The sequence below is a fragment of the Pseudomonas mercuritolerans genome, from assembly GCF_025706525.1.
Taxonomy (GTDB): Bacteria; Pseudomonadota; Gammaproteobacteria; order Pseudomonadales; family Pseudomonadaceae; genus Aquipseudomonas; species Aquipseudomonas mercuritolerans.
In genome coordinates, this window is the sequence record NZ_JAMSHA010000005.1 from 1 (window position 1) to 22,304 (window position 22,304).

24 protein-coding genes are annotated in these 22,304 nt (G+C 61.0%); 11 read left to right on the forward strand and 13 right to left on the reverse strand.

All coding sequences use genetic code 11. The features are described 5' to 3' along the window. Nucleotides 1–162: 162 nt before the first annotated feature. The 6 genes from rluB to ND528_RS14845 all read right to left on the reverse strand — a co-directional run bounded on the left by rluB (nucleotide 163) and on the right by ND528_RS14845 (nucleotide 5,173). On the reverse strand, nucleotides 163–1,383 hold the full coding sequence (gene rluB, locus ND528_RS14820; protein ID WP_263470607.1) for a 23S rRNA pseudouridine(2605) synthase RluB: 1,221 nt from the start codon (nucleotides 1,381–1,383) through the stop codon (nucleotides 163–165). Nucleotides 1,384–1,525: 142 nt separating this feature from the next. Further along, nucleotides 1,526–1,717, reverse strand: a complete 192-nt coding sequence (locus tag ND528_RS14825; protein ID WP_016771121.1) for a DUF1289 domain-containing protein — start codon at nucleotides 1,715–1,717, stop codon at nucleotides 1,526–1,528. A 144-nt stretch (nucleotides 1,718–1,861) separates the two neighbouring features. Continuing rightward, nucleotides 1,862–2,833: an SMC-Scp complex subunit ScpB gene (scpB, locus tag ND528_RS14830; RefSeq protein ID WP_137216251.1), complete on the reverse strand. Its 972-nt coding sequence runs from the start codon at nucleotides 2,831–2,833 to the stop codon at nucleotides 1,862–1,864. Nucleotides 2,834–2,844: 11 nt separating this feature from the next. After that, nucleotides 2,845–3,543: a segregation and condensation protein A gene (locus tag ND528_RS14835; protein WP_172828192.1), complete on the reverse strand. Its 699-nt coding sequence runs from the start codon at nucleotides 3,541–3,543 to the stop codon at nucleotides 2,845–2,847. A gap of 123 nt (nucleotides 3,544–3,666) precedes the next feature. After that, a complete protein-coding gene (locus tag ND528_RS14840) occupies nucleotides 3,667–4,296 on the reverse strand; it encodes an L-threonylcarbamoyladenylate synthase (protein WP_016771124.1) in 630 nt (209 codons plus the stop codon). Between the two features lie 13 nt (nucleotides 4,297–4,309). Beyond that, the gene (locus ND528_RS14845; protein ID WP_039761090.1) at nucleotides 4,310–5,173 is read right to left on the reverse strand and encodes a PHP domain-containing protein; all 864 of its coding nucleotides are present in this window, start codon (nucleotides 5,171–5,173) and stop codon (nucleotides 4,310–4,312) included. Between the two features lie 87 nt (nucleotides 5,174–5,260). Here ND528_RS14845 and ND528_RS14850 point away from each other — a divergent pair, with 87 nt between their 5' ends. The 4 genes from ND528_RS14850 to ND528_RS14865 all read left to right on the forward strand — a co-directional run bounded on the left by ND528_RS14850 (nucleotide 5,261) and on the right by ND528_RS14865 (nucleotide 7,495). Further along, on the forward strand, nucleotides 5,261–5,857 hold the full coding sequence (locus tag ND528_RS14850; protein ID WP_042607495.1) for a septation protein A: 597 nt from the start codon (nucleotides 5,261–5,263) through the stop codon (nucleotides 5,855–5,857). Between the two features lies 1 nt (nucleotide 5,858). Continuing rightward, nucleotides 5,859–6,158 carry a YciI family protein gene (locus tag ND528_RS14855; protein ID WP_137216252.1) on the forward strand — a complete coding sequence of 100 codons (300 nt, stop codon included), beginning with the start codon at nucleotides 5,859–5,861 and terminating at the stop codon, nucleotides 6,156–6,158. 241 nt (nucleotides 6,159–6,399) lie between these two features. After that, entirely contained in the window at nucleotides 6,400–6,810 is a 411-nt protein-coding gene (locus ND528_RS14860) for a translation initiation factor 2 (RefSeq protein WP_016771128.1), read from the forward strand. 7 nt (nucleotides 6,811–6,817) lie between these two features. Then, a complete protein-coding gene (locus ND528_RS14865) occupies nucleotides 6,818–7,495 on the forward strand; it encodes a response regulator transcription factor (protein ID WP_016771129.1) in 678 nt (225 codons plus the stop codon). Nucleotides 7,496–8,015: 520 nt separating this feature from the next. Here ND528_RS14865 and ND528_RS14870 read toward each other — a convergent pair. Beyond that, complete coding sequence (locus ND528_RS14870; RefSeq protein WP_263470608.1) at nucleotides 8,016–8,489, reverse strand: hypothetical protein; 474 nt, start codon at nucleotides 8,487–8,489, stop codon at nucleotides 8,016–8,018. A gap of 262 nt (nucleotides 8,490–8,751) precedes the next feature. Here ND528_RS14870 and ND528_RS14875 point away from each other — a divergent pair, with 262 nt between their 5' ends. Then, a complete protein-coding gene (locus tag ND528_RS14875; protein WP_042607494.1) occupies nucleotides 8,752–9,204 on the forward strand; it encodes a Spy/CpxP family protein refolding chaperone in 453 nt (150 codons plus the stop codon). 176 nt (nucleotides 9,205–9,380) lie between these two features. Further along, nucleotides 9,381–10,721, forward strand: coding sequence for a sensor histidine kinase (locus ND528_RS14880; RefSeq protein WP_263470609.1), 1,341 nt, complete (start codon nucleotides 9,381–9,383; stop codon nucleotides 10,719–10,721). Nucleotides 10,722–10,934: 213 nt separating this feature from the next. Here the strand turns inward: ND528_RS14880 and ND528_RS14885 are convergent, their stop codons facing one another. Further along, nucleotides 10,935–11,501: a nitroreductase family protein gene (locus ND528_RS14885; protein WP_263470610.1), complete on the reverse strand. Its 567-nt coding sequence runs from the start codon at nucleotides 11,499–11,501 to the stop codon at nucleotides 10,935–10,937. A gap of 121 nt (nucleotides 11,502–11,622) precedes the next feature. Here ND528_RS14885 and ND528_RS14890 point away from each other — a divergent pair, with 121 nt between their 5' ends. Next, a complete protein-coding gene (locus ND528_RS14890; protein WP_038363735.1) occupies nucleotides 11,623–13,077 on the forward strand; it encodes a TrkH family potassium uptake protein in 1,455 nt (484 codons plus the stop codon). Here ND528_RS14890 and ND528_RS14895 read toward each other — a convergent pair. Beyond that, a complete protein-coding gene (locus ND528_RS14895) occupies nucleotides 13,034–14,095 on the reverse strand; it encodes an AraC family transcriptional regulator (protein ID WP_202883387.1) in 1,062 nt (353 codons plus the stop codon). The genes ND528_RS14890 and ND528_RS14895 overlap by 44 nt on opposite strands. A gap of 165 nt (nucleotides 14,096–14,260) precedes the next feature. Between ND528_RS14895 and ND528_RS14900 the strand changes: the two genes are divergently transcribed. Together ND528_RS14900 and ND528_RS14905 are read left to right on the forward strand one after the other, a co-directional pair. Further along, nucleotides 14,261–14,572 (forward strand): DUF962 domain-containing protein, encoded by a 312-nt coding sequence (locus ND528_RS14900; RefSeq protein ID WP_130910813.1) that lies wholly within the window; start codon nucleotides 14,261–14,263, stop codon nucleotides 14,570–14,572. 14 nt (nucleotides 14,573–14,586) lie between these two features. After that, on the forward strand, nucleotides 14,587–15,177 hold the full coding sequence (locus ND528_RS14905; RefSeq protein WP_130910814.1) for an HD domain-containing protein: 591 nt from the start codon (nucleotides 14,587–14,589) through the stop codon (nucleotides 15,175–15,177). Between the two features lie 110 nt (nucleotides 15,178–15,287). On the opposite strand, the gene ND528_RS14910 is transcribed toward ND528_RS14905, so the two are convergent. Beyond that, nucleotides 15,288–16,103, reverse strand: a complete 816-nt coding sequence (locus tag ND528_RS14910) for a UDP-2,3-diacylglucosamine diphosphatase (RefSeq protein WP_263470611.1) — start codon at nucleotides 16,101–16,103, stop codon at nucleotides 15,288–15,290. Nucleotides 16,104–16,320: 217 nt separating this feature from the next. Here ND528_RS14910 and ND528_RS14915 point away from each other — a divergent pair, with 217 nt between their 5' ends. Further along, the gene (locus ND528_RS14915) at nucleotides 16,321–17,214 is read left to right on the forward strand and encodes a DMT family transporter (protein ID WP_263470612.1); all 894 of its coding nucleotides are present in this window, start codon (nucleotides 16,321–16,323) and stop codon (nucleotides 17,212–17,214) included. Here ND528_RS14915 and ND528_RS14920 read toward each other — a convergent pair. Beyond that, nucleotides 17,208–17,495, reverse strand: a complete 288-nt coding sequence (locus ND528_RS14920; RefSeq protein ID WP_016771139.1) for a SelT/SelW/SelH family protein — start codon at nucleotides 17,493–17,495, stop codon at nucleotides 17,208–17,210. The two genes, ND528_RS14915 and ND528_RS14920, sit on opposite strands and share 7 nt — an antisense overlap. A 71-nt stretch (nucleotides 17,496–17,566) precedes the next feature. On the opposite strand from ND528_RS14920, the gene ND528_RS14925 reads away from it, so the two are divergent. Beyond that, nucleotides 17,567–19,756: a patatin-like phospholipase family protein gene (locus ND528_RS14925; protein ID WP_263470613.1), complete on the forward strand. Its 2,190-nt coding sequence runs from the start codon at nucleotides 17,567–17,569 to the stop codon at nucleotides 19,754–19,756. Between the two features lie 127 nt (nucleotides 19,757–19,883). Here ND528_RS14925 and ND528_RS14930 read toward each other — a convergent pair whose 3' ends face one another. Together ND528_RS14930 and ND528_RS14935 are read right to left on the reverse strand one after the other, a co-directional pair. After that, nucleotides 19,884–21,707 (reverse strand): FimV/HubP family polar landmark protein, encoded by a 1,824-nt coding sequence (locus ND528_RS14930; protein WP_263470614.1) that lies wholly within the window; start codon nucleotides 21,705–21,707, stop codon nucleotides 19,884–19,886. 127 nt (nucleotides 21,708–21,834) lie between these two features. Then, on the reverse strand, nucleotides 21,835–22,269 hold the full coding sequence (locus ND528_RS14935; protein WP_016771142.1) for a MarR family transcriptional regulator: 435 nt from the start codon (nucleotides 22,267–22,269) through the stop codon (nucleotides 21,835–21,837). Nucleotides 22,270–22,304: the final 35 nt, after the last annotated feature.

Genomic DNA, 22,304 nt, shown 5'->3' on the forward strand with positions numbered 1-22,304 from the left:
TCCCACGCAGAGCGTGGGAACGATCGGTGGGCGCCAGACGAAAAAAAACGCCAACCCTGAGGTTGGCGTTTTTGCTTCAGCTTGTAGCTTGTAGCTTGTAGCTTGTAGCTTGTAGCTTGTAGCTTGCGGCTTGCAGCTTGCAGCTAGTAACTCACAGCTGCCTTATTCCGGCTTCTTGCGTCCAAACCCCGGGCGCTGACCGGAACCGGCCGGTGCGCCGCGACGCTTGCCCGAGGGCTTGTCGCCTTCGACCAGTTTGATCCCCGGACGCTTCGGCGCTGGTTTGGCCGGGCGCTTGTTGGTGGTGTCGGCTGGACGATCCGCCACTGGCGTACCGCGACCGGCAGGAGCGCCGCGTTCGCCACGCTCAGTACGGCCATTGGCCGGACGCGGTGCGCGCTCGCCGTCACGGGCGACTGGCTTGCGACCTGGACGCTCGCCTTCGATCTGCGGCTCGCGGCCCGGGCGTGGACCGGTCGGTGCGCCGGCGGCTGGACGCAAGGTGCGCACGCGCTCGGTCTTGGCCATCGGCCGCGACGATTTGCGCTGCATGCGTTCGAGCTTGTCCTTGCTCTTGGCGTTCAGCTGCGGCATCGCCACTGGCGTCAGGCCGACTTCGGCGCTGAGCACGTCGACTTCGTATTGGCTCATTTCGCGCCAGCGGCCCATCGGCAGATCGGAGTTGAGGAACACCGGACCGAAACGCACGCGCTTCAGACGGCTGACCACCAGGCCCTGCGATTCCCACAGACGACGCACTTCACGGTTGCGCCCTTCCATGACCACGCAGTGGTACCAGTGGTTGAAGCCTTCACCGCCCGGCGCCTGTTGAATGTCGGTGAAACGCGCCGGACCGTCTTCCAGCACCACGCCTGCCTTGAGGCGTTCGATCATCTCGTCATCGACTTCACCGCGTACACGCACGGCGTACTCGCGGTCCATCTCGTAGGACGGGTGCATCAAGCGGTTGGCCAGTTCACCGTCGGTGGTGAACATCAGCAGACCGGTGGTGTTGATGTCGAGACGGCCGATGTTGATCCAGCGGCCTTCTTTCGGACGCGGCAGCTTGTCGAATACGGTCGGACGGCCTTCCGGGTCGTCACGGGTGCAGATTTCGCCGTCAGGCTTGTTGTACATGATCACGCGACGCACCGATTCGGCGGCCTCTTCGCGTTTGATCACTTTGCCATCGATGGTAATGGCGTCGTGCATGTCAACGCGCAGGCCGAGGGTGGCGTCTTTGCCATTGACCTTGATCCGGCCCTGGCTGATCCAGGCTTCGACGTCACGGCGCGAGCCGACGCCGATACGGGCGAGGACTTTCTGCAGCTTTTCGCCTGCTGGGCCGATTTCCTGGTCGTCTTTCTGATTGATGTCACTCATCTGGGCACCTCCCGGTGTGGTCTGTTCAGGCGGCGCCTGAAACATTGGAAACTGGTGTTCGGCCGAAGGGATCGGCGAAGGGTCGCGAATCATACGCGGATGTGCGCCATCGCGCATCAGAGACTAGCTGATCGATTGCCGGTTATTTCTTTTTCCGCCGACCGGCACCACCGAGTTTGATCAGACGCAGCGCGGCTTCGGCCAGCACCGTGCGTTTGTCGTCCTTGTCGAGTTTCTTCCACGCCTTGATCTCGCGCTTGCTGCGACCGCAACCCAGGCAGATGTCGTCAGAGAATTTGCAGAGGCTGATGCAGGGGTCTTTGGTTGAGCTCATCGCAATCTCCAGAACGACATTTCACCCTGTGGGAGCGAGCCTGCTCGCGAAGGCGCAGTCTCATTCAGTATCGATGTATCTGACACACCGCCTTCGCGAGCAGGCTCGCTCCCACAAGGGTCTACATTGGTTTCTCAATAGGCGTCATTCTTCGAACTCGCGCCGTTCGGCTTCGATTGCCTCAGCCAGTGCGCGGGCTTCGGCTTCTTCTTCGCTGAGTTCCGGTTCCGGCTGTTCGAGGGCGGCGACAGCGGCCAGGAGCTTCTCGCGGGCCTCGGCGACGCCGAGAATATCTTCTTCCGGTTCGGCGTCAGGCGCCGCTTCAAGTTCAACTTCAGCTTCAGCTTCAACAACCGGCGCGATAATCTCAGGCTCCGGCACCGGCGCTTCGCCATCCACCGCATCGCGCAGCAAGTCGTCGAAGTCGGTTTTGATGCCCTCTTCCATGCTGTCCAGCTCCAGCAGCAGGGAATGGAAACTGGTTTCTTCCTTTTCCTCCTCCGGCTCAGCGCTGGCGTCGGCCAGCTCCTGCAGACTCTGCGGCACCGGCGCGTCGTCGAAGTCGAGCACCGGTTCGGCTTCCATCTCGCGCAGTTCGGCCAGCGGCGGCAGGTCTTCGAGGTTTTTCAGGTTGAAGTGGTCGAGAAACGCCTTGGTCGTGGCGAACATCGCCGGTTTGCCCGGCACGTCGCGATAGCCGACGACGCGAATCCACTCACGCTCAAGCAAGGTTTTGACGATGTTACTGTTCACCGCCACGCCACGCACATCTTCGATTTCGCCACGAGTGATCGGCTGGCGATAGGCGATCAACGCGATGGTTTCCAGCAACGCACGGGAATAGCGTTGCGGGCGCTCTTCCCAGAGTCGCCCGACCCACGGCGAGAACTTCTCGCGGATCTGCAAGCGATAGCCCGACGAGACTTCCTTGAGCTCAAAGGCGCGGCCCTCGCAGGACTTGCCGAGCAGGGTCAGGGCTTTCTTGAAGACCGCCGGCTCCGGCCGCTCGCCTTCTTCGAACAGTTCAAACAGGCGCTCAAGGGATTGCGGCTTTCCCGAGGCCAACAGAAAGGCTTCAAGCAGGGACGCCAGCTCGCGGGGTTCAGTCAGGTTCATACAGGGACTCGTTATTCGGCTCGGGCTCGCACGTGGATCGCGGCGAACGGCTCATTCTGCACCAGCTCGACCAAGGATTCCTTGACCAGTTCAAGGATCGCCATGAAGGTCACCACCACACCCAGGCGACCTTCTTCAGCGGTGAACAGCTCGACAAACGGCACGAAACCGCCGCCCTTGAGCCGTTCCAGCACATCGCTCATGCGCTCGCGGGTGGACAGCGCTTCACGGCTGACCTGGTGGCTTTCGAACATGTCGCCACGGCGCAGAACTTCGGCCATGCACATCAGAATCTCTTCCAGCGCGACGTCGGGCAACAGCTTGCGCGCCCGCGCTTCCGGGGCGTCGAGCTTGGGCACGATCACATCGCGACCGACCCGGCTCAGACCATCAATACCTTCGGCAGCGGCCTTGAAGCGCTCGTATTCCTGCAAGCGGCGGATCAGTTCAGCGCGCGGGTCGTCTTCTTCATCTTCAACGGTTTCGGCGCGCGGCAGAAGCATGCGCGATTTGATCTCGGCGAGCATCGCCGCCATCACCAGATATTCGGCAGCCAGTTCCAGACGCACCGATTGCATCAACTCGACGTAGCCCATGTACTGGCGGGTGATTTCCGCCACCGGGATGTCGAGGATATTGATGTTCTGTTTGCGGATCAGATACAGCAGCAGGTCGAGCGGGCCTTCGAAGGCTTCAAGAAAGACTTCCAGCGCATCCGGCGGGATATACAGATCCAGCGGCATTTCCATGACCGCCTGGCCATAGACCATCGCGAACGGCAGTTCCTGCTGGGCGCCGGCCTGGGGATCGACCACGGTTTCCACTGCGGACATTCAGGCCTCGACCATGAACGGCGTTGGATCGCCGCAACCGACACGGACCACTTCCGGGTCGTCGCCGGTCAGGTCAATCACCGTCGAGGCCTTGATGCCGCCAAAACCGCCGTCGATGATCAGATCGACCTGATGCTCAAGCAACTGGCGCATTTCGTAGGGATCGCTGAGCGGGTCTTCGTCGCCGGGCATGATCAGCGTCACACTCATCAGCGGCTCGCCGAGTTCGGCCAGCAGCGCCAGCGCGATCGGATGGCTTGGCACGCGCAGGCCGATGGTGCGTTTCTTCGGATGCAGCAACAGGCGCGGCACTTCGCGGGTGGCGTTGAGAATAAAGGTGTAAGGCCCCGGCAGGTGCGCCTTGAGAATGCGGAAAGTGCCGGTGTCGATCTTGGCGTAATTGCCCAGTTGCGACAGGTCGCTGCAGATCAGCGCGAAGTTGTGCTTTTCATCGAGCTGACGCAGCCGGCGCACACGCTCGATGGCGGTCTTGTCGCCGATCTGGCAACCGATGGCGTAGGACGAGTCCGTGGGATAAATCACCACCCCGCCCTTGCGGATGATCTCGACCGCCTGTTTGATCAGGCGCGCTTGCGGGTTTTCCGGATGTATCTGGAAAAATTGACTCACATTCTCTACCTGTTCAGACGGCGGCAATATCTGTGTCATGTTTGAACCGACACCACAGGGGTGGAAGGTCCTCGGGAACCGGCCGGTACTGGCCGATCTCGGACCAGCCGCCAGGGCCATGGAAGTCACTGCCGGCGCTGACCAGCAGACCGAACTCACGGGCAAGGATCGCCAGGCTGCCCACCTGCTCTGCGGGCTGATGGCCATTGACCACCTCGATAGCATGCCCGCCTGCTTGAATATAGTCGGCAATCAGCTTTCGGCGCTTGCTACGGGTGAAATCGTAGTGCCAGGGATGCGCCAGGCTGACCCAGGCACCGGCGGCGCGCAGGGTGCCGACGGTGTCTTCGAGGGTCGGCCAGTGCAGCTTGACGTCGCCGAGCTTGCCAGCGCCGAGCCATTTGCGAAACGCCTCGGCGCGATCCTTTACGTAACCTTCACGCACCATCCAGTCAGCGAAATGCGGCCGGGCCGGTGCGTTGCCGCTGTCGCCCAGTTCCTGCTGGATCTGCCGGGCGCCGTCGAGAGCACCGGGCATGCCCTTGAGAGCGAGCTTGCGGCTTATTTCTTCCGACCGCAGCCAGCGGCCATCGTGCAATTTGGCGATCGCTTCGACCAACGGCGCGGCGTTGACGTCGAAACCGTAGCCCAGCACGTGAATAGTCGCCCCGCCCCAGGTGCAGGACAATTCGACGCCGTTGACCAGTTGCATGCCCAACTCGGTGGCGGCAGTACGCGCCTCGGCGAGCCCCTCAAGGGTGTCGTGGTCGGTCAACGCCAGGACTCGCACGCCGTTTTCGAACGCTCGCGCAACCAGAACCGCAGGCGCCAGGGCGCCGTCGGAGGCCGTGCTGTGGCAGTGCAAATCAACATTCACGGGGAGTTGTAACCTCAAATCAGCTGGCGCTATCGCGCGCCCATATGTTTGTTATTATGCCGCCACATCCAGCTTCTGGCTCTCACTGTGAAACAATTCATCGATTTCATCCCGCTTCTGCTGTTCTTCATCGTTTACAAACTTGATCCACGGGTCGTCGACATTGCCGGCCAGCAAGTGACCGTAGGCGGTATCTACAGCGCCACGGCGATGCTGATCATCAGCTCCCTGGTGGTGTACGGCGCGCTGTTCATCAAGCAGCGCAAGCTGGAAAAGAGCCAATGGCTGACGCTGATCGCCTGCCTGGTATTCGGCAGCCTGACGCTGGCCTTTCACAGCGAAACCTTCCTGAAATGGAAAGCGCCGGTGGTCAACTGGCTGTTCGCTGCGGCGTTCATCGGTAGCCATTTCATCGGCGATCGCCTGCTGATCAAACGCATCATGGGCCACGCGCTGACCCTGCCGGACCCGGTCTGGACGCGCCTGAACATCGCCTGGATCGCGTTCTTCCTGTTCTGCGGCGCAGCCAACCTGTTCGTCGCCTTCACCTTCCAGAGCATCTGGGTCGACTTCAAGGTGTTCGGCAGCCTGGGCATGACCGTGCTGTTCCTGGTCGCACAGGGCATCTACCTGTCGCGCCACTTGCATGACACCGATACCACAACGCCAAAAACCGAGGACTGACATGCTCTACGCCATCATTGCCACCGACGCTGCGAACTCGCTGGAAGCTCGCCTGGCCGCACGCCCCGCTCATCTGGAACGCCTGCAAGCGCTCAAGGGCGAAGGCCGCATCGTGCTGGCCGGCCCGCACCCGGCCGTCGACAGCAATGATCCGGGCGCAGCGGGTTTCACCGGCAGCCTGATCGTCGCCGAGTTCGACTCCCTGAGCGCCGCACAGGCCTGGGCCGATGCCGATCCGTACATTGCCGCCGGCGTCTACGCCAACGTGATCGTCAAGCCGTTCAAGCAAGTCCTGCCGTAATCCGGTGTTGAAATGCCGAGGGGATTTATGTGGCGAGGGGATTTAGCGAAACGTCGCACCGCCCCGCTGGGTGGCGAAGCCGCCCCAAACCCATCCAACGCGGAATGTCTGACACACCGCGTTCAATAACTCACGACTGCTGCGCAGCCGAACGGGGATAAATCCCCTCGCCACAATCGCTCATTATTCTCGTTTGCCTGCCGACAACCTGCCCAATATCCATTTGGAAACAGGTGTCGCGATGCGCAAGGGTCCGTTGTGTCTGATGTTGCTCACGTTGTCGATCATGGCCCCCGCCCATGGTGAGGAAACCACCGAAAGCGGCAGCTCCACGCCATTGTCGCTGAGCGCCGGCAGCCAGATCACCGAACTGCAACAGCGGCTCAAGGCCAGTGAACAGCAGCGTGAAGAACTGAACAAACAACTGCAAAATGCCGACAACACTCGCGAAAGCGCCCAGCTCGCCCGGCTGCGCCAGGAGAACCAGCGTCTGAAGCTGCAACTCAAGGAAGCCCAGGCCAGCCCGCTGCCGCGTTTGCTGACCGATCAACAGCAGTGGTTCGTCACTGGCGCCGGGGTAGCGCTATTGGCGCTGCTCTGCGGTATCTTTGCCAGTGGTGCAAGCCGAAAACGTCGGCAATGGCTAAATTGAGTGAGTCATGAGCGAGCTGTTACTGATTGATGATGACCAGGAGTTGTGCGAACTCCTGAGTAGCTGGTTGAGCCAGGAAGGCTTCCAGGTGCGCGCCTGCCACGACGGCCAGAGCGCCCGCAAGGCGTTGGCCGAAACCGCCCCGGCGGCGGTGGTGCTGGACGTGATGCTGCCCGACGGCAGCGGTCTGGAACTGCTCAAGCAATTGCGCAACGACCACGCCGACCTGCCGGTGCTGATGCTGTCAGCGCGTGGCGAACCGCTGGACCGCATCCTCGGCCTCGAACTGGGCGCCGACGATTACCTGGCCAAACCCTGCGACCCCCGCGAACTGACCGCGCGCCTGCGCGCCGTGTTGCGGCGCAGCCATCCCGCCGCTGTGTCAACGCAACTTGAGCTGGGCGACCTGAGTTTCAGCCCGGTGCGCGGCGTGGTCAGCATCGACGAAAAAGAACTGACCCTGACCGTCTCCGAAAGCCGCCTGCTCGAAGCCCTGCTCAAACAGCCGGGCGAGCCGCTGGACAAACAGGAACTGGCGCAACTGGCCCTCGGCCGCAAGCTGACCCTGTACGACCGCAGCCTCGACATGCACGTCAGCAACCTGCGCAAAAAAATCGGCCCCCACCCCGACGGCCGCCCGCGCATCGTTGCGCTGCGTAGCCGTGGTTACTACTACAGCCTCTGAACCAGCGCACTTATCCTGTGCGGGCCGGCTGGCGATGGTGTTTGTTTGGTCGGGTTTTTTGCGTGTATATCCGTTGCTGCGGTAACGGCTACTTAAGGTTCCGCTCTTACAGCGGGTCACCTTTTTCAAACGCCAAAAAGGTAACCCAAAAGGCTTGCTCCTACGTTCGGCCCTCGCAGGCTCGGGTTCCTTCGCTGCGGGATCGATCCGGGCGCAGCGGCTCCGGTTTGCTTCGCTGCACCTACTTCCGCTGTGTCTGGCTGCGCCAGACGGTCGCTACGCTCCCACGCCCGGATCAATCCCTCCACTCAGCCTTCCGATGTCGCCGGTTAGGCAAGATCAAGGGCACTCGAGCTAACGCTCATTGTTGAGTGGTTAGGAGCGGGTGGTTGGCTTTGGATTTGTGGTGTCTGATCGTTCCCACGCGCAGCAAAGGAATGCGGCCTGGGAAGTTTCGCGTCCCACAGCCTGAAGATCGCTGCCTTCGGTGCCTTCGGTGCCTTCGGTGCCTCATAATCGGTTAATCGGGCATCGAACGAATAATGTCGGCCAAATCGTCCTTGGTTATCTCGTTGGCCTTAATGGCAGCGGCAATGTCTTTTTTGGAAAGTGGAAAACGCTTGAAAATTTGTTGCAAAGTATTCGCATCAACATTTGCCAGCCAGAGCGGATCAATGAAAGAACCGCCGTACTCAGGCGTCATCGGTACTTCTTCGTGGGCAATCGTACCCTTATGGTTGAGATACACCACATAACGATCATGCCCTTCAGGAAAGCTTTTATCGTGATATAGCGTAGTACCCTGCGGCAGCACGTAGTAATTCTCGTCGCCGTTTGGAACCTCGATCAGCAACGGTTCTTTAGTTTTGATCATCTTCTTATCGTGCCCCTGCGAACCATGATCAAAAATCAAGAATGCCAAAAAAATCGCATTGACCGATAAAGCTGCCATCAGCCATGGGCCGACTTGCCTGGTAAACGTTTTATTTGTCATGGGGATCTCGGTATTTGCTTTGTTAAGGCACGCAGCCGTTGCTCTTATGCTGAGCGAGTACCGTCTAAATGAGCGATCACAGCCTCGGCCCGTGCATTATCCAAAAGATCGCAGCCTTCAGCATCACCTGCACTGGGTATGTGTAAGGCCGGGCACGAAGCGTCTTTACCGAAGCTTTACGCTGCGCTGACCGCCGCTGACCTTGATCTGCGTAATCTGCACTCATCCGGAACGTACCGGGAACGAGACAAGGAGATACACCATGCGCAAGACTCTTATCGCTCTGATGTTCGCTGCCGCTCTGCCAACCGTGGCCATGGCCATGCCGCAGGATGGCGGTCCGCTGGGTGGTCCGCTGGATGGCCCGCGCCACGGTGGTCAGATGCACGGCGGCATGCACGGCAAAGGCCCGTACAGCCAGCTCGATCTGACCCGCGAACAGCGCGAGCAGATTCGCAAGATCATGGGCGAGCAGATGCACGAGCGTAAGCAGGTGGTCGACAAGTACCTGGAGAAACTCTCGCCGGCCGACCAGAAAGCCATGAAGGACGAGATCGCGGCCAACCACAAGAAAGCCGAGTCCGATGTCCGTGCATTGCTGAAACCTGAGCAACAAAAGCAATTCGACGAAATCCAGAAGAAACGCGCCGAACGCCGTGCCGAATGGGCCGAGTTCAAGGCCTGGAAAGCGCAGCAGGCACAAAAGGCGCAATAATGGCTTGACCCTGGGCCCGACGACTCACCTCGTCGGGCCTGTTCCATTCAAATCGAATGTGGGAGCGAGCCTGCTCGCGAAGGCGGTGTGTCAGCCAGCAATGGTTTGACTGACACTACGCCTTCGCGAGCAGGCTCGCTCCCACATTTGAACGGTGTGATTTTCGAGGAGTTTCTGTGCGTTCACTGTTCTGGCGGATTCTTGCGAGCTTCTGGCTGGCCATCGCTCTGGTAGCCGGGCTGTCGATTCTGCTCGGGCACATGCTCAATCAGGACGCGTGGATTCTCAGCCGCCATCCCGGCCTCAACACGCTGGCGGCGGAATGGACGCAGACTTACGAAACCCAAGGCGAAGAAGCCGCGCAGGACATTCTCGAACAACGCAAACGCCAGTATCACATCGACGTTCAAGTGCTCAACGAAACCGGCGATCCGGTGGTGCGCGGTACCTTCCCGCGCCGCGCCGCAGCATTCGAAGCGCGGCAGAACAACGATGACCGCCGCTTGCCGTGGCGGCGTCTGACCGACGAAATCACCAGCGAAAAAACCGGTGACACCTACCTGTTCATCTACCGCATCCCACACCCGGAACTCGACGCCTGGCACCGCGAAAGCCTGCTCTGGCCGCTGAGTGCGCTGGGCATCGCGCTGGTGGTGCTGACCCTGTTCAGTTTGCTCGTGACTTTCTCCATCACCCGCCCACTGAGTCGCTTGCGCGGCGCGGTGCATGATTTGGGGCAGACGACTTATCAGCAGAACAGCTTGGCGAAACTGGCCAACCGCCGTGACGAATTCGGCGTGCTGGCCACCGATTTCAACCGCATGGGCGCGCGCCTGCAAAGCCTCATCGGCAGTCAGCGCCAGTTGCTGCGCGATGTCTCCCACGAACTGCGCTCACCACTGGCGCGCCTGCGCATCGCGTTGGCTTTGGCCGAGCGTGCCAACCCTGAAGAGCGCGAGAAACTGTGGCCACGGCTGACCCGCGAATGCGACCGGTTGGAGGCGTTGATCAGTGAAATTCTGGTACTGGCACGAGTCGATGCCGACAACGCCAGCGCTGAAGAAGTGGACCTGAATGCGTTGCTCGCCGCGCTGCAAAAGGATGCGCAGCTCAGCTCGCCCGAGCAGACCGTACGCCTGCAAGCCGAGCCGCAGCTGAATCTCAAAGGCTGGCCGACGATGATCGAACGCGCCGTGGATAACCTGCTGCGCAACGCCCAGCGCTTCAACCCGAGCGATCAGCCGATCGAATTGCAGGCTGCGCGGCAGGGAGAGCGGATTGTCATCAGCGTGCGCGACCATGGGCCAGGGGTGCAGACCGAACATCTGAGTCAGTTGGGCGAACCGTTCTACCGGGCGCCGGGGCAGACCGCTGCCGGGCATGGCCTGGGGCTGGCGATTGCCAAACGGGCGGCAGAACGGCATGGCGGCACGCTGACACTGGCCAATCATCCGCAGGGCGGCTTTGTGGCGAGTCTGGAATTGCCGTTTGTGCCGGGAGTTATCGTCCAGCCCTGAAAAGCCCCTCACCCCAGCCCTCTCCCCGAGGGAGAGGGAGCTGACCGAGGTGTCTGCCGTTGTGCATCGACCTTATGGATTCGCAGAAACTAGACGTCCGGTATCCCGACTCTGGATTCAGCGAAGGTCGCTCAGGTCGCTGTAATTCCAAAGCATCCCCCAATCAGTCCCCTCTCCCTCTGGGAGAGGGTTAGGGTGAGGGGCTTTTAATCTTCAGGCTTTAGCGGGCCAGGCTCTGACGAATTCAGCCAGATCAACCTTCTCCGCTACCCGCGGTTCTTTCTGCGGCGTGCCGAGATAGAGAAACGCGACCACTTCCTCGCCTTCCACCAGCCCCAAACCTTCAGCCACATGCTTCGAGTACGCCAGATCCCCGGTGCGCCACACGGCGCCAATCCCCTGCGCGTACGCCGCCAGCAAGATCCCGTGGGCCGCACAGCCCGCCGTGAGCAGTTGTTCGGCCTTCGGGTATTTCACGTGTTCCTGCAATTTCGCGATGACCACAACCACCAGCGGCGCGCGCAGTGGGCCGTTGCGGGCCTTGTCGATCATCGCTTCGGTGACTTCGCCGCTCTGCTGGCGGGCCGCCTCGGCCAGCAACTCGCCCATTTGCTCACGCGCTGCGCCTTCGACGGTCAAAAAGCGGTACGGCTGCAAATGCCCGTGATCCGGGGCACGCAGGGCCGCGCCGAACAGGGCTTCGCGCTGCTCGGCAGTGGGGGCCGGTTCGACCAGTCGGGGAACGGAAACACGGTTGAGCAACGCGTCGAGAGCCTGCATCGGCCACCTCCTTTGAAAAATGTGCGGCTATTCTAGCTTCATCTGCGCAGCGCCTGCCGGTTTACATGCCTTGCCCCGCAGGTAGAATGGCGCCCTTCTCCCACCAGCCCGAGCGGATTTCATGGCGTTGCCGACCTTACGGATCATTGGTTTCATCATCGGCATCTTCCTGATCACCCTGGCTGTGGCCATGGTCGTGCCGATGGCCACGCTGGTGATTTTCGAGCGCACCAGCGACCTGCCGTCGTTCCTCTGGGCGAGCATGATCACCTTTGTCGCCGGCCTCGCTCTGGTGATACCCGGCAGACCCGAACACATCCACCTGCGCCCGCGCGACATGTATCTGCTGACGGTCAGCAGCTGGCTGGTGGTGTGCATCTTCGCCGCGCTGCCGTTTCTGCTGACCCAGCACATCAGCTACACCGACTCGTTCTTCGAAAGCATGTCCGGCATCACCGCCACCGGTTCCACCGTGCTCAACGGCCTGGACAACATGTCGCCGGGGATTCTGATGTGGCGGTCGCTGCTGCACTGGATCGGCGGCATCGGCTTTATCGGCATGGCGGTGGCGATTCTGCCGCTGCTGCGCATCGGTGGCATGCGCCTGTTCCAGACCGAATCCTCGGACCGCTCGGAAAAGGTCATGCCGCGCTCGCACATGGTGGCGAGGCTGATCGTGGCGGCCTACGTCGGCATCACCATTCTCGGCAGCCTGGCGTTCTGGTGGGCGGGGATGAGCCCGTTCGATGCGATCAACCACGCGATGTCGGCGATTTCCACCGGTGGTTTCTCGACCTCCGACCAGTCGCTGGCCAAATGGACGCAACCGGCGGTGCACTGGGTGGCCATCGTCATCATGATCCTCGGCAGTCTGCCGTTCACCCTGTACGTGGCGACGCTGCGCGGCAACCGCCGGGCGTTGATCAAGGATCAACAGGTGCAGGGTTTGCTGGCGATGTTGCTGGTGACCTGGCTGGTGCTCGGCACCTGGTATTGGTGGACCACCAAGCTGCATTGGCTGGAAGCGCTGCGGCATGTGGCGCTGAACGTGACCTCGGTAGTCACTACCACCGGTTTCGCCCTCGGCGACTACAGCCTGTGGGGCAACTTCTCGCTGATGCTGTTTTTCTACCTGGGCTTTGTCGGCGGTTGCTCAGGTTCGACGGCGGGCGGCATCAAGATTTTCCGTTTCCAGGTCGCCTACATCCTGCTCAAGGCCAACCTCAATCAGCTGATCCACCCGCGCGCGGTGATCAAGCAGAAGTACAACGGTCACCGCCTCGACGAAGAAATTGTCCGTTCGATCCTGACCTTCTCGTTCTTCTTCGCCATCACCATCTGCGTGATCGCCCTGCTGCTGTCGCTGCTCGGAGTCGACTGGATGACCGCACTGACCGGCGCCGCCAGCACCGTGTCCGGCGTTGGCCCGGGTCTGGGCGAAACCATCGGCCCGGCCGGCAACTTCGCGACCCTGCCGGATGCGGCGAAATGGATTCTGTCGTTCGGCATGCTGCTCGGCCGACTGGAGATCATTACGGTGTTTGTGCTGTGTATTCCGGCGTTCTGGCGTCATTGACCGCGTCCGGCACCTGCGTCAGGCGCAAGCGGTATTCGCCGGGTGTGGTGTCGAACCAGCGGCGAAACGCGCGGAAGAAGTTGCTCGGGTCGGCAAAGCCCAACAGGTAAGCGATTTCCAGCAAGGTCATGCTCGGTTGCGCCAGATATTGCTCGGCCAGCTCGCGCCGGGTGTCGTCGAGCAACTGCTGAAAACTGGTGCCCTCCTCCTGCAAGCGTCGCTGCAAAGTGCGCTGCGACAGGTGCAGCGTCTGCGCCACGGTGTCGCGCTTGGGTTCGCCCTGGGGCAGCAAACGACACAGCACCTGCCGTGCCCGGTGCGTCACGCGACTCTCGGAAAACCGCGCCAGATATTCCCCGGCAAAACGGTCATGCAGCAGCGCCATTGCTTCGTTGGCCGTCGGCAGCGGTGCTTCCATATCGGCCCGTTCAAAGATCAACGCATCGTAAGGCGCGTTGAACACCAGCGGTGCGTGGAAGGCTTCTTTATAAGGTTGCAGATTTGTCGGCTGATCGCCCTGAACCAGCACTTTGACCGGGTGCAGCGGACGCCCGGTCAGCCAGCCGCACAGCGCCAGTGCGCAGGCCAGCGACGCTTCGGCACTTTGCCGGGTCGGCGGTAGATGATCGCCGTGCACGGTGAGTATCAGCGCGTAGCCTTCGTCGAGCAGGCGAAAGCTCAGGTCAGCGCTTTCGGCAATGATGCGTTGATAGCGCACCAGACGCTGGAAGCCTTCAGCCAGGGTATTGCTCGACATCAGCGCATAGCCGGCAACGTGAAACGATGCCGGGCGCACCACTTTGCCCATGTTCAGGCCGATCGCCGGGTTGCCGGAAACCTCCACCGCGCGCTGCCAGAGCCGGGTCATGGAATCCTGCGGGAAACGCGCATCCGGATCTTCGAGGGCACTGAAGTCCAGCCCCAGTTGCTTGAACAGAACCCGGCAATCCAGGCCGTCCATCTCCAGTGCTTTGACAATCCCCATCGCCCAGCTTGCAGAAGTCGTTCGTTCGCTCATGGTTGTTATTCTTTTACATGACGGGCTGCAGATAACCGCCCTATTTGCGAAGGATACTAAAGTGGCGCCGATTGTCACTGGCCCACGCCAATGATCACTCTAGACTCAAATAAGCTACCCGACGCACAACTTGTCGCCAGAACAATCACCACAGAGAGCGCGGTCGTGGAAAACATCAAGCAGTTCAACAGCTTCGCCGAGTTCTACCCGTATTACCTCGCCGAGCACAGCAACAGTACCTGCCGTCGTCTGCATTTCATCGGCACGTCTCTGGTCATCTTCATTCTCGCGCTCAGCATCGCCAAAAGCGCCTGGCTGCTGTTGCTGGCCCTGCCTCTGGCGGGTTACAGCTTTGCCTGGATCGGCCACTTCTTTTTCGAAAAAAACCGCCCGGCGACGTTTCAGCATCCGCTGTACAGCCTGCTCGGCGATTTCGTCATGTACCGCGACATGATTCTCGGTCGCGTGGCGTTCTGAATGAGGGTCTGCCCATGAATGCCCATGCTCGCTTCACCCATATGAAGGACGGCACCGAGAAAGACTGGGCGATCATCGCCGCTGATTTCAGTGCCTATGCCAGACAACTGCCATCGCGGATCCTCGCGCATCTGAAGCTGCTTGAGGGCGACTTCGGCGGTTTCCCCGTGGATCGCCTGACCCACTCGTTGCAAACCGCGACCCGCGCCTTTCGCGACGGGCGTGACGAGGAATACGTGGTCTGCGCGCTGTTGCACGACATTGGCGACACCCTCGGTTCGTACAATCATCCGGATATCGCCGCGGCGATTCTCAAGCCGTTCGTGAGTGCGGAGAATCTGTGGATGGTGGAGAAGCACGGAATCTTTCAGGGCTATTACTTCTTTCATCATCTGGGCATGGATCGGCATTTGCGCGAGCAATTCAAGGACCATCCGCAGTTCCACGCCACTGCCGAATTTTGCGCCAAGTACGACGCGGCGGCGTTTGATCCGGCGTATGACACGCTGCCGCTGAGTTTCTTCGAGCCGATGATGGAAAGGCTGTTTGCGCAACCGAAGAACTCGATTTACAAGGCTGCGATGCAAGAACACAGCCCGGCCTGAGAACACATGTGGGAGCGAGCCTGCTCGCGAAAGCGCGGTATCAGGCACAGAAGTTTCGTCTGACGCTACGCCTTCGCGAGCAGGCTCGCTCCCACAGGGTACTTTTTCGCTCAGGCGATTTCGGCGACTTTGGCAGCCTTGAGCTCCGCCTCCCGCGCCTGCGCATCCGCCAATCGATACAGCTCGATCGTGCCGTCCCAATGCTCGATCAGCGCCGTGCACGACTCGACCCAGTCGCCGCAGTTGAGGTAGTCCACCTCCCCCACCTTGCGAATCTCGGCATGGTGGATATGTCCGCAAACCACGCCATGCAGTTCGCGCTTCACGCATTCGTGGGCGATGGCTTCTTCAAAGTCGCTGATGAAACTCACCGCTGTCTTGACCTTGTGTTTCAGGTAGGCCGACAGCGACCAGTAACCGTAGCCATAACGGGCGCGCCAGTGATTGAGCCAGCGGTTGAGCGTCAGGGTGAATTCGTAGGCGGAGTCGCCAAGAAACGCCAGCCAGCGGTGATAACGGGTGATCACGTCGAACTGATCGCCGTGAATCACCAGCAAATGCCGGCCATCGGCGGTGACATGCACAGCTTCGTCGACCAACTGGATATTGCCCAGAATCAGATTCGAATAGCGCCGCAGGAATTCGTCATGGTTGCCGGTGACGTAGATTACCTCGGTACCGCGCTTGCTCATGGTAAGCAATCGGCGGATGACGTTGGTGTGCGCTTGCGGCCAGTACATGCCGCTGCGCAGTTTCCAGCCGTCGATGATGTCACCGACCAGATAGACCTTGTCGGCGTGGTAGCCCTTGAGAAATTGCGACAAGTGCTCGGCCTGACAATCCCGGGTGCCCAGATGCACATCGGAGATCCACAGGGTTCGCACCCGTTGTTTGCGACTGGGTCGGGCGAGCTCGGCGCTGGTCATGGGCAACCCTCTGCGATGTTTTCGCCAGCTTGCGCGCGCGCCGTTAATCGCCCGTGACAGGCGCGAGTCAGTCGTATGACAGCGCACATCGTTGAAAAATTGAGGAATCGGATGACAGACGCGACGGCGACAGCGCTTTAGACTGGCGCTCTTTTGATGAGTGTTCCCACGCTCCTGCGTGGGAACGATCAAAACTGTGTCTGGATTAAGGATTGCAATGACTCCGCGTACCGCCCTCGGCGCCCTGCATATCGGCGCTTTGATGTTCGGCCTGACCGGTGTGTTCGGCAAACTCGCTGCCGCATCGCCGGCGGTCATCGTGTTCGGCCGCGCTGCTTTCGCCGTGCTTGCCCTGGCCTTCTTCGCTCGATTCGCCAGCCAGAGCGGCTGGCAAAAGCTGCAAGCAGTGGACTGGCGACGCCTGGCGCTGAGTGGTGTGTTGCTGGCCGGGCACTGGGTGAGTTTTTTTGTTTCGGTGAAGATCGCCGGGGTAGCCATTGCCACCTTGGGCTTCGCCAGTTTCCCGGCGTTCACGGTTATTCTCGAAGGGCTGATCTTCCGCGAACGCATCCGCGCCAATGAAATTCTCCTGGTGGTATTGGTCAGCGTCGGTCTGGTGCTGGTAACCCCGGCGTTCGATCTGGCCAGCGGCGCCACCGTCGGCCTGCTCTGGGCGGTACTGTCCGGCCTGCTGTTTTCTCTTCTGTCGCTGACCAACCGCGCCAGCTCCGGACGCATCCCGGCGGTGCAGGCAGCGTTGTGCCAGAACGTCGTCGTGGCCTTGTGTCTGTTGCCGGTCGCGGCGCCGCAGTTGAGTCAGGTTCGAGCGCTGGACTGGTTGTGGATCGCCCTGCTCGGGGTGTTCTGCACGGGCGTGGCACACAGCCTGTTCGTCGCCAGTCTGGCGGTGATCAAAGCGCGCACGGCGGCGGTGGTGTTCGCCATGGAGCCGGTCTACGGCATCACCATCGCCTGGCTGCTGTTCAGTGAAACCCCGACCCTGCGCATGCTCATCGGCGGCGCGCTGATCATCGTCGCGATCGTGGTGTCGGCGCGGATGTCAGGCTCGGCCGACAAGAAAACCGTCGCCGCCGAGGCCGCCTCTCACTGAGTGCGGTCGTTGTGACCGAGGTCGCGGTCGGGATCGATCTGATCGCGCACCCGCTGTTTCAACACCTTGGCCTCGGGGAAACCACCGTCGGCCTTGCGCTCCCAGATCTGCACGCCCGCGCAGGTGATGTGAAACACCCCGCCGGTGCCCGGCACCAATGACACTTTGCCCAGGTCGTCAGCGAAGGTGCTGAGCAGCTCCTGGGCCAGCCACGCCGCGCGCAGCAGCCACTGGCATTGGGTGCAATAAGTGATGACAACTTCGGCTTTGGCGACGGTCATGATCGCTGAAACTCCTGAGACAGAGGGCGCCGCTATAATAGCCGGCTTTACCGCTTGCCCCGAGACTCACAATGCGCCGTTTGCTGCTCTGCCTGCTGCTTGGTTTCCTTCCCCTGCTGGTTCACGCCAGTGAAGCGCCACGACCGAAAGTCGGCCTGGTGCTGTCCGGCGGCGCTGCACGCGGGCTGGCGCACATCGGCGTGCTCAAGGCACTGGAAGAACAAGGCATCAAAATCGATGCGATTGCCGGTACCAGCATGGGCGCGGTGGTCGGCGGCCTGTATGCCTCGGGTTACAAGATTGACGAGTTGGAAAAACTCGCCCTGAGCATCGACTGGCAAGCGGCTCTGTCCGACGCCCCGCCGCGTGAGGACGTGCCATTTCGCCGCAAGCAGGACGACCGCGACTTTCTGGTGAAGCAGAAACTCAGTTTTCGCGACGACGGCAGCCTCGGCCTGCCACTGGGAGTGATTCAGGGGCAAAACCTCGCACTGCTGCTGGAAAGCCTGTTGGCCCACACCAGCGACACCCGCGACTTCGACAAGCTGCCGATCCCGTTTCGCGCCGTGACCACGGACATCGCCAATGGCGAAAAAGTGGTGTTTCGCAAAGGCCACCTGCCGCAAGTGATCCGCGCGAGCATGTCGATCCCGGCGGTGTTCGCCCCGGTCGAGCTCGACGGGCGCCTGCTGGTCGACGGCGGCATGACCGACAACATCCCGCTCGATGTCGCGCGGGAGATGGGCGTCGACATCGCCATCGTCGTCGATATCGGCACACCGCTGCGCAATCGCAAGCAACTGACCACGGTGGTGGATGTGCTCAATCAGTCGATCACCCTGATGACCCGGCGCAACTCCGAAGAACAACTGGCGACTCTGCACGCCAACGACGTGCTGATTCAGCCTGCGCTGGCCGCGTTCGGCGTGACCGATTTCGGCAAGGCTCAGGAGATGATCGATGCCGGCTACCGCGCCACGCGCATCCTCGACGCACGCCTGGCGCAACTCAAGCCCGCTGAAACCCAGGACGCCGAGCTCAACGCCGCCCGCCAGCCCGGACAGCGCACGCCGATCATCACGGCCATTCGTGTCGAGAATGACTCGAAAGTAGACGATGACGTGATTCGCTATTACATCCGCCAGCCGATCGGCGCGCCGCTCGACCTCGGCCGTCTGCATTCGGACATGGGCACGTTGTACGGTCTCGATTACTTCGATCAAGTGCGTTACCGCGTGGTGCACAAAGGCCAGGATCACACCCTGGTCATCAGTGCCAGCGGCAAGCGCAGCGGTACCGATTATTTGCGGGTCGGCCTCAACCTGTCGGACGACATGCGCGGCGACAGTGCTTTCAACCTCGGCGCCAGTTACCGCGTCAACGGCATCAACCGCCTCGGCGCGGAATGGCTGACCCGGGCGCAGATCGGCGACAAGCAGGAGCTGTACAGCGAGTTCTATCAGCCGCTGGACGTCGGCTCTCGCTACTTCGTCGCGCCCTATGGGTCGTTCGAGGCGCAGAACGTTGACTCGGTGCTGGATAACGATCCGATCGCGCAGTATCGCGTCGAGCGTTACGGCTTCGGCCTCAACCTTGGGCGGCAGATCGGCAACAACGGTGAAGTGCGACTCGGCATTGGGCAGGCCTGGGGCAAGGCTGACGTGCGCATCGGTGATCAGGATCTGCCGAGCGAAAGTTTCAACGAAGGCTTCTACACCGTGAAGTATTCCTACGACTCTCTGGACAACGTCTACTTTCCACACGAGGGCAAGGACGTCAGCCTGACCTTTACGCAATTCGAACCGGGACTGAGCTCGGACACGCGCTATCGTCAATGGGAAGTGAATTTCGACAAGGCCATGAGCCACGGGCCGGATACGCTGATACTCGGCGGGCGCTACGGTCGGACGCTGGACGATGCCAACGTGGTGACTTCGAGCTTCCTGCTCGGCGGCGCGCGGCAGTTGTCGGGGTTCCGTGAGGATGCGCTGTCCGGGCAGAACGTCAGCCTGATGCGCGCTGTGTATTACCGTCGCCTGACGCCGCGCTCATACCTGCCACTGGACTTCCCGCTGTACGCCGGCGCCTCGCTGGAGCGCGGTCGGGCGTGGAACAACGACAATGAATTCGACAGCGGCTACATCAATGCCGCGAGTGTGTTTATCGGCTTCGACACGCCGCTGGGGCCGTTGAATTTTACTTATGGCTTGAATGATGCGGATGAGCAGGCGGTTTATCTGAATCTGGGGCAGACGTTCTGACGTGAGACGGTGTTGGCCGATCTGACGCCTTCGCGAGCAGGCTCGCTCCCACAGGGAGAGCGCATTCCATTGTGGGAGCGAGCCTGCTCGCGAAAGCGGTCCAGGATGAACCCGAATCCGTTGGCGCTCAGCGAATCCCCGCCAACAACGTCCTTGCCGTCTGCTTCAACGGCTCGTCCCCTTCCCTGAGCAACTCATTGAGCAGCGCGATCGCACTGTCGATGTCGCCGTCGTCGATACAGGTTTGCGCCTGTTCGAGCTTGCCGGCGGCTTCGGTGTCGGTTTCGGTTTCGGTTTCGGTTTCGGTGGACTCGGGTAATTGCAGATCCAGAGGTTCCAGCACCAGCGACGTCTCGGGATCGCCGAACTCATTGAGGAAGTCATCGTCGAGCGGCTGGGCGTGGGGCTCGGGGATCCATTCAAGTTCGGCTTCTTCGCCAGATGCAGCCTGTGGCAGTTCAAAATCGACAGGCAGCACTGACAGGCTGGTGCCCAGTTCCGGATCATCGATCGGCGGTGCGGCGGAATCGACGCGGCTGTCGTTGAGATCCCAATTTGAATCCATCGACAGCTCGCCCAGATTCAATTCGAAATCATCCTCCGCGGGGCTGAGCGTCGATGCGAGCGGCGCACCGACGGTCGCTGCCGTGGCCACGGGCAGCTCGGGCGCCACTGGCGGTGTTGCAAACGCCGATGCGGCGCCCGCCAGTCTTGGATGGCGAGCGCGTGCTTCGACCAGTTCGCGGTCATCAACACCGAGGGCACGCAGATGTTTTTCCTGCTGTTCATAAGCGTCGCTGTCGCCCTGCCGCCCCAGTACTTCAAGGAGCTGCAAACCAAGATCGGTGCGCTCCGGTTCCTTGTGCAAGGCATCGCGCAACATGCCGGCGGCTTCGCTGAGGCGGCCGTAGGCCAGATAGATGCCCACGGCCTCCAGCACGTCGCCGGCACCGGGTTCGTCGCGATGATCGGCGCCCGCGTGCGACCCGACGGATTGTTGCAGTTCGGGCTCATCGACGTCGTCTTCGGCGCTCACCGGCAATAGCGGCAGCGCCGTGCCATCTGCTGTCGAACGTTGCTGACGGCGGCGTATGAGCAACGCTGCCAGCACCCCCAGCAGCAATATCAGTCCACCGAGCAATGGCCAGTTCAGCCCCTCGTCTGTTGACTCGACCGGAGCTGAAACAGCGACCGGAACCGGCGCGACCACGGGCGGTGGCGGTGCTTTCTGCACTTCGGCCAAGCGGGTTTGCAATTCGTCGATCTGCTTCTTGCCGTCGGCAATCTGCACTTGCTGCTCTTGCAGCCTGAGGTTCTGTTCGTCGATGGTCTTTTGCAGTTGCTGGGTCAGCAGCACGCTGGCGGCCAGTTGCTCGGCCTGCGCATCGTTGGCAACTGCCGCTGGCGTTGGCGGCGCAGGCGCGGCAGTGCGTTTGCCCTGGGCAGCCTGGGGCGGCGCGATAACCGGTTCGACGGTTGGAAATTCAGAAGATTGCGGGCGAGGATCCGGCTCGTCGGTGGCGGGCACGATGCCAGGCGAGCCCGGCGGATCGATCAGCACGGTGTACTCGCGCAGCAGACGGCCGTTGGGCTGATCGAGTTGCACGAGGAAATTCAGGAAGGGTTCGTTGACCGGCTTATCCGAGGTCACCCGGATCATCTGGCGGCTGCCGCGCAGGATCGGAGTGAACTTGAGATCGTTGAGAAAGAACACCCGCTCGACGCCGGCCCGGCCGAATTCATCGGCCGAGGCCAGGCTGGCCGAGAGATCGTTTTGCGTCAAAGTGCCGACATCGACCAGCGCGATGTCGGCCTTGAACGGCTGATTGAGGCCTGAGTGAACAGTGATTTCGCCCAACCCCAACGCCATCGACCAGGTCGAATAGCTGAATACGCCAGCGAGCAGCAGCCATTTGGCGCCCCCGCGCAGCACGTGCCGACTTGCGAGCATGAGCATCCCTTAAATAAGCAAAACCGGTTTCTATGCGTTCGCACATCCGGTACGAACACGATATTGCCCAGTAGTTCTTATAGTCCGCTCAGCGCGATCTCTCAAAAAATCGCTGCCGGGATGTGCCTCAAGATTTTTCCAGGTTGGCCAGAATGTGCCCGTGCACGCGCATGCACACCTTCAAATCCGCCTCGTCGACGCCTTCGAACAATTCGTGGCGCAGCTGCGTGGCAATGGTTTCGATCTGTTCGATCAGGGGCAGCGCAGGTGCGCAGAGAACGATTTTTTTCGCCCGACGGTCTTCCATCACGGATTGGCGTTGCACCAGTCCCTGGTTCTCCAGACTATCGAGCAAGCGCGCCAGGGTCGGGCCTTCGACGCCGACACTCTGCGCCAGTTCGCGTTGGGTCGGCGCCTCTTCAAAACGCGCCAGATGCAGCAGCACCAGCCAGCGCGCCTGTGAAAGGCCCAGCCCGGCGAGACGACGATCCAGTTCGGCACGCCAGCCACGAGACATCTGGGCCAGTTGCATACCAAAGCGATGTTGATCGGTTAACGGCATAAAACACTCACGGTTAGACTGAAAATACGGAAAAT

What these genes read in the sequence shown, in the direction of transcription:
- ND528_RS14895 (WP_202883387.1), bottom strand. Translation starts at nt 14,095, where the DNA reads ATGAGCGAACGAACGACTTCTGCAAGCTGGGCGATGGGGATTGTCAAA.
- ND528_RS14925 (WP_263470613.1), top strand. Translation starts at nt 17,567, where the DNA reads ATGCGCCGTTTGCTGCTCTGCCTGCTGCTTGGTTTCCTTCCCCTGCTG.
- ND528_RS14870 (WP_263470608.1), bottom strand. Translation starts at nt 8,489, where the DNA reads ATGACAAATAAAACGTTTACCAGGCAAGTCGGCCCATGGCTGATGGCA.
- rluB (WP_263470607.1), bottom strand. Translation starts at nt 1,383, where the DNA reads ATGAGTGACATCAATCAGAAAGACGACCAGGAAATCGGCCCAGCAGGC.
- ND528_RS14910 (WP_263470611.1), bottom strand. Translation starts at nt 16,103, where the DNA reads ATGACCAGCGCCGAGCTCGCCCGACCCAGTCGCAAACAACGGGTGCGA.
- ND528_RS14860 (WP_016771128.1), top strand. Translation starts at nt 6,400, where the DNA reads ATGCGCAAGGGTCCGTTGTGTCTGATGTTGCTCACGTTGTCGATCATG.
- ND528_RS14930 (WP_263470614.1), bottom strand. Translation starts at nt 21,707, where the DNA reads ATGCTCGCAAGTCGGCACGTGCTGCGCGGGGGCGCCAAATGGCTGCTG.
- ND528_RS14865 (WP_016771129.1), top strand. Translation starts at nt 6,818, where the DNA reads ATGAGCGAGCTGTTACTGATTGATGATGACCAGGAGTTGTGCGAACTC.
- ND528_RS14825 (WP_016771121.1), bottom strand. Translation starts at nt 1,717, where the DNA reads ATGAGCTCAACCAAAGACCCCTGCATCAGCCTCTGCAAATTCTCTGAC.
- ND528_RS14920 (WP_016771139.1), bottom strand. Translation starts at nt 17,495, where the DNA reads ATGACCGTCGCCAAAGCCGAAGTTGTCATCACTTATTGCACCCAATGC.
- ND528_RS14875 (WP_042607494.1), top strand. Translation starts at nt 8,752, where the DNA reads ATGCGCAAGACTCTTATCGCTCTGATGTTCGCTGCCGCTCTGCCAACC.
- ND528_RS14905 (WP_130910814.1), top strand. Translation starts at nt 14,587, where the DNA reads ATGAATGCCCATGCTCGCTTCACCCATATGAAGGACGGCACCGAGAAA.
- ND528_RS14890 (WP_038363735.1), top strand. Translation starts at nt 11,623, where the DNA reads ATGGCGTTGCCGACCTTACGGATCATTGGTTTCATCATCGGCATCTTC.
- ND528_RS14935 (WP_016771142.1), bottom strand. Translation starts at nt 22,269, where the DNA reads ATGCCGTTAACCGATCAACATCGCTTTGGTATGCAACTGGCCCAGATG.
- ND528_RS14855 (WP_137216252.1), top strand. Translation starts at nt 5,859, where the DNA reads ATGCTCTACGCCATCATTGCCACCGACGCTGCGAACTCGCTGGAAGCT.
- ND528_RS14915 (WP_263470612.1), top strand. Translation starts at nt 16,321, where the DNA reads ATGACTCCGCGTACCGCCCTCGGCGCCCTGCATATCGGCGCTTTGATG.
- scpB (WP_137216251.1), bottom strand. Translation starts at nt 2,833, where the DNA reads ATGAACCTGACTGAACCCCGCGAGCTGGCGTCCCTGCTTGAAGCCTTT.
- ND528_RS14885 (WP_263470610.1), bottom strand. Translation starts at nt 11,501, where the DNA reads ATGCAGGCTCTCGACGCGTTGCTCAACCGTGTTTCCGTTCCCCGACTG.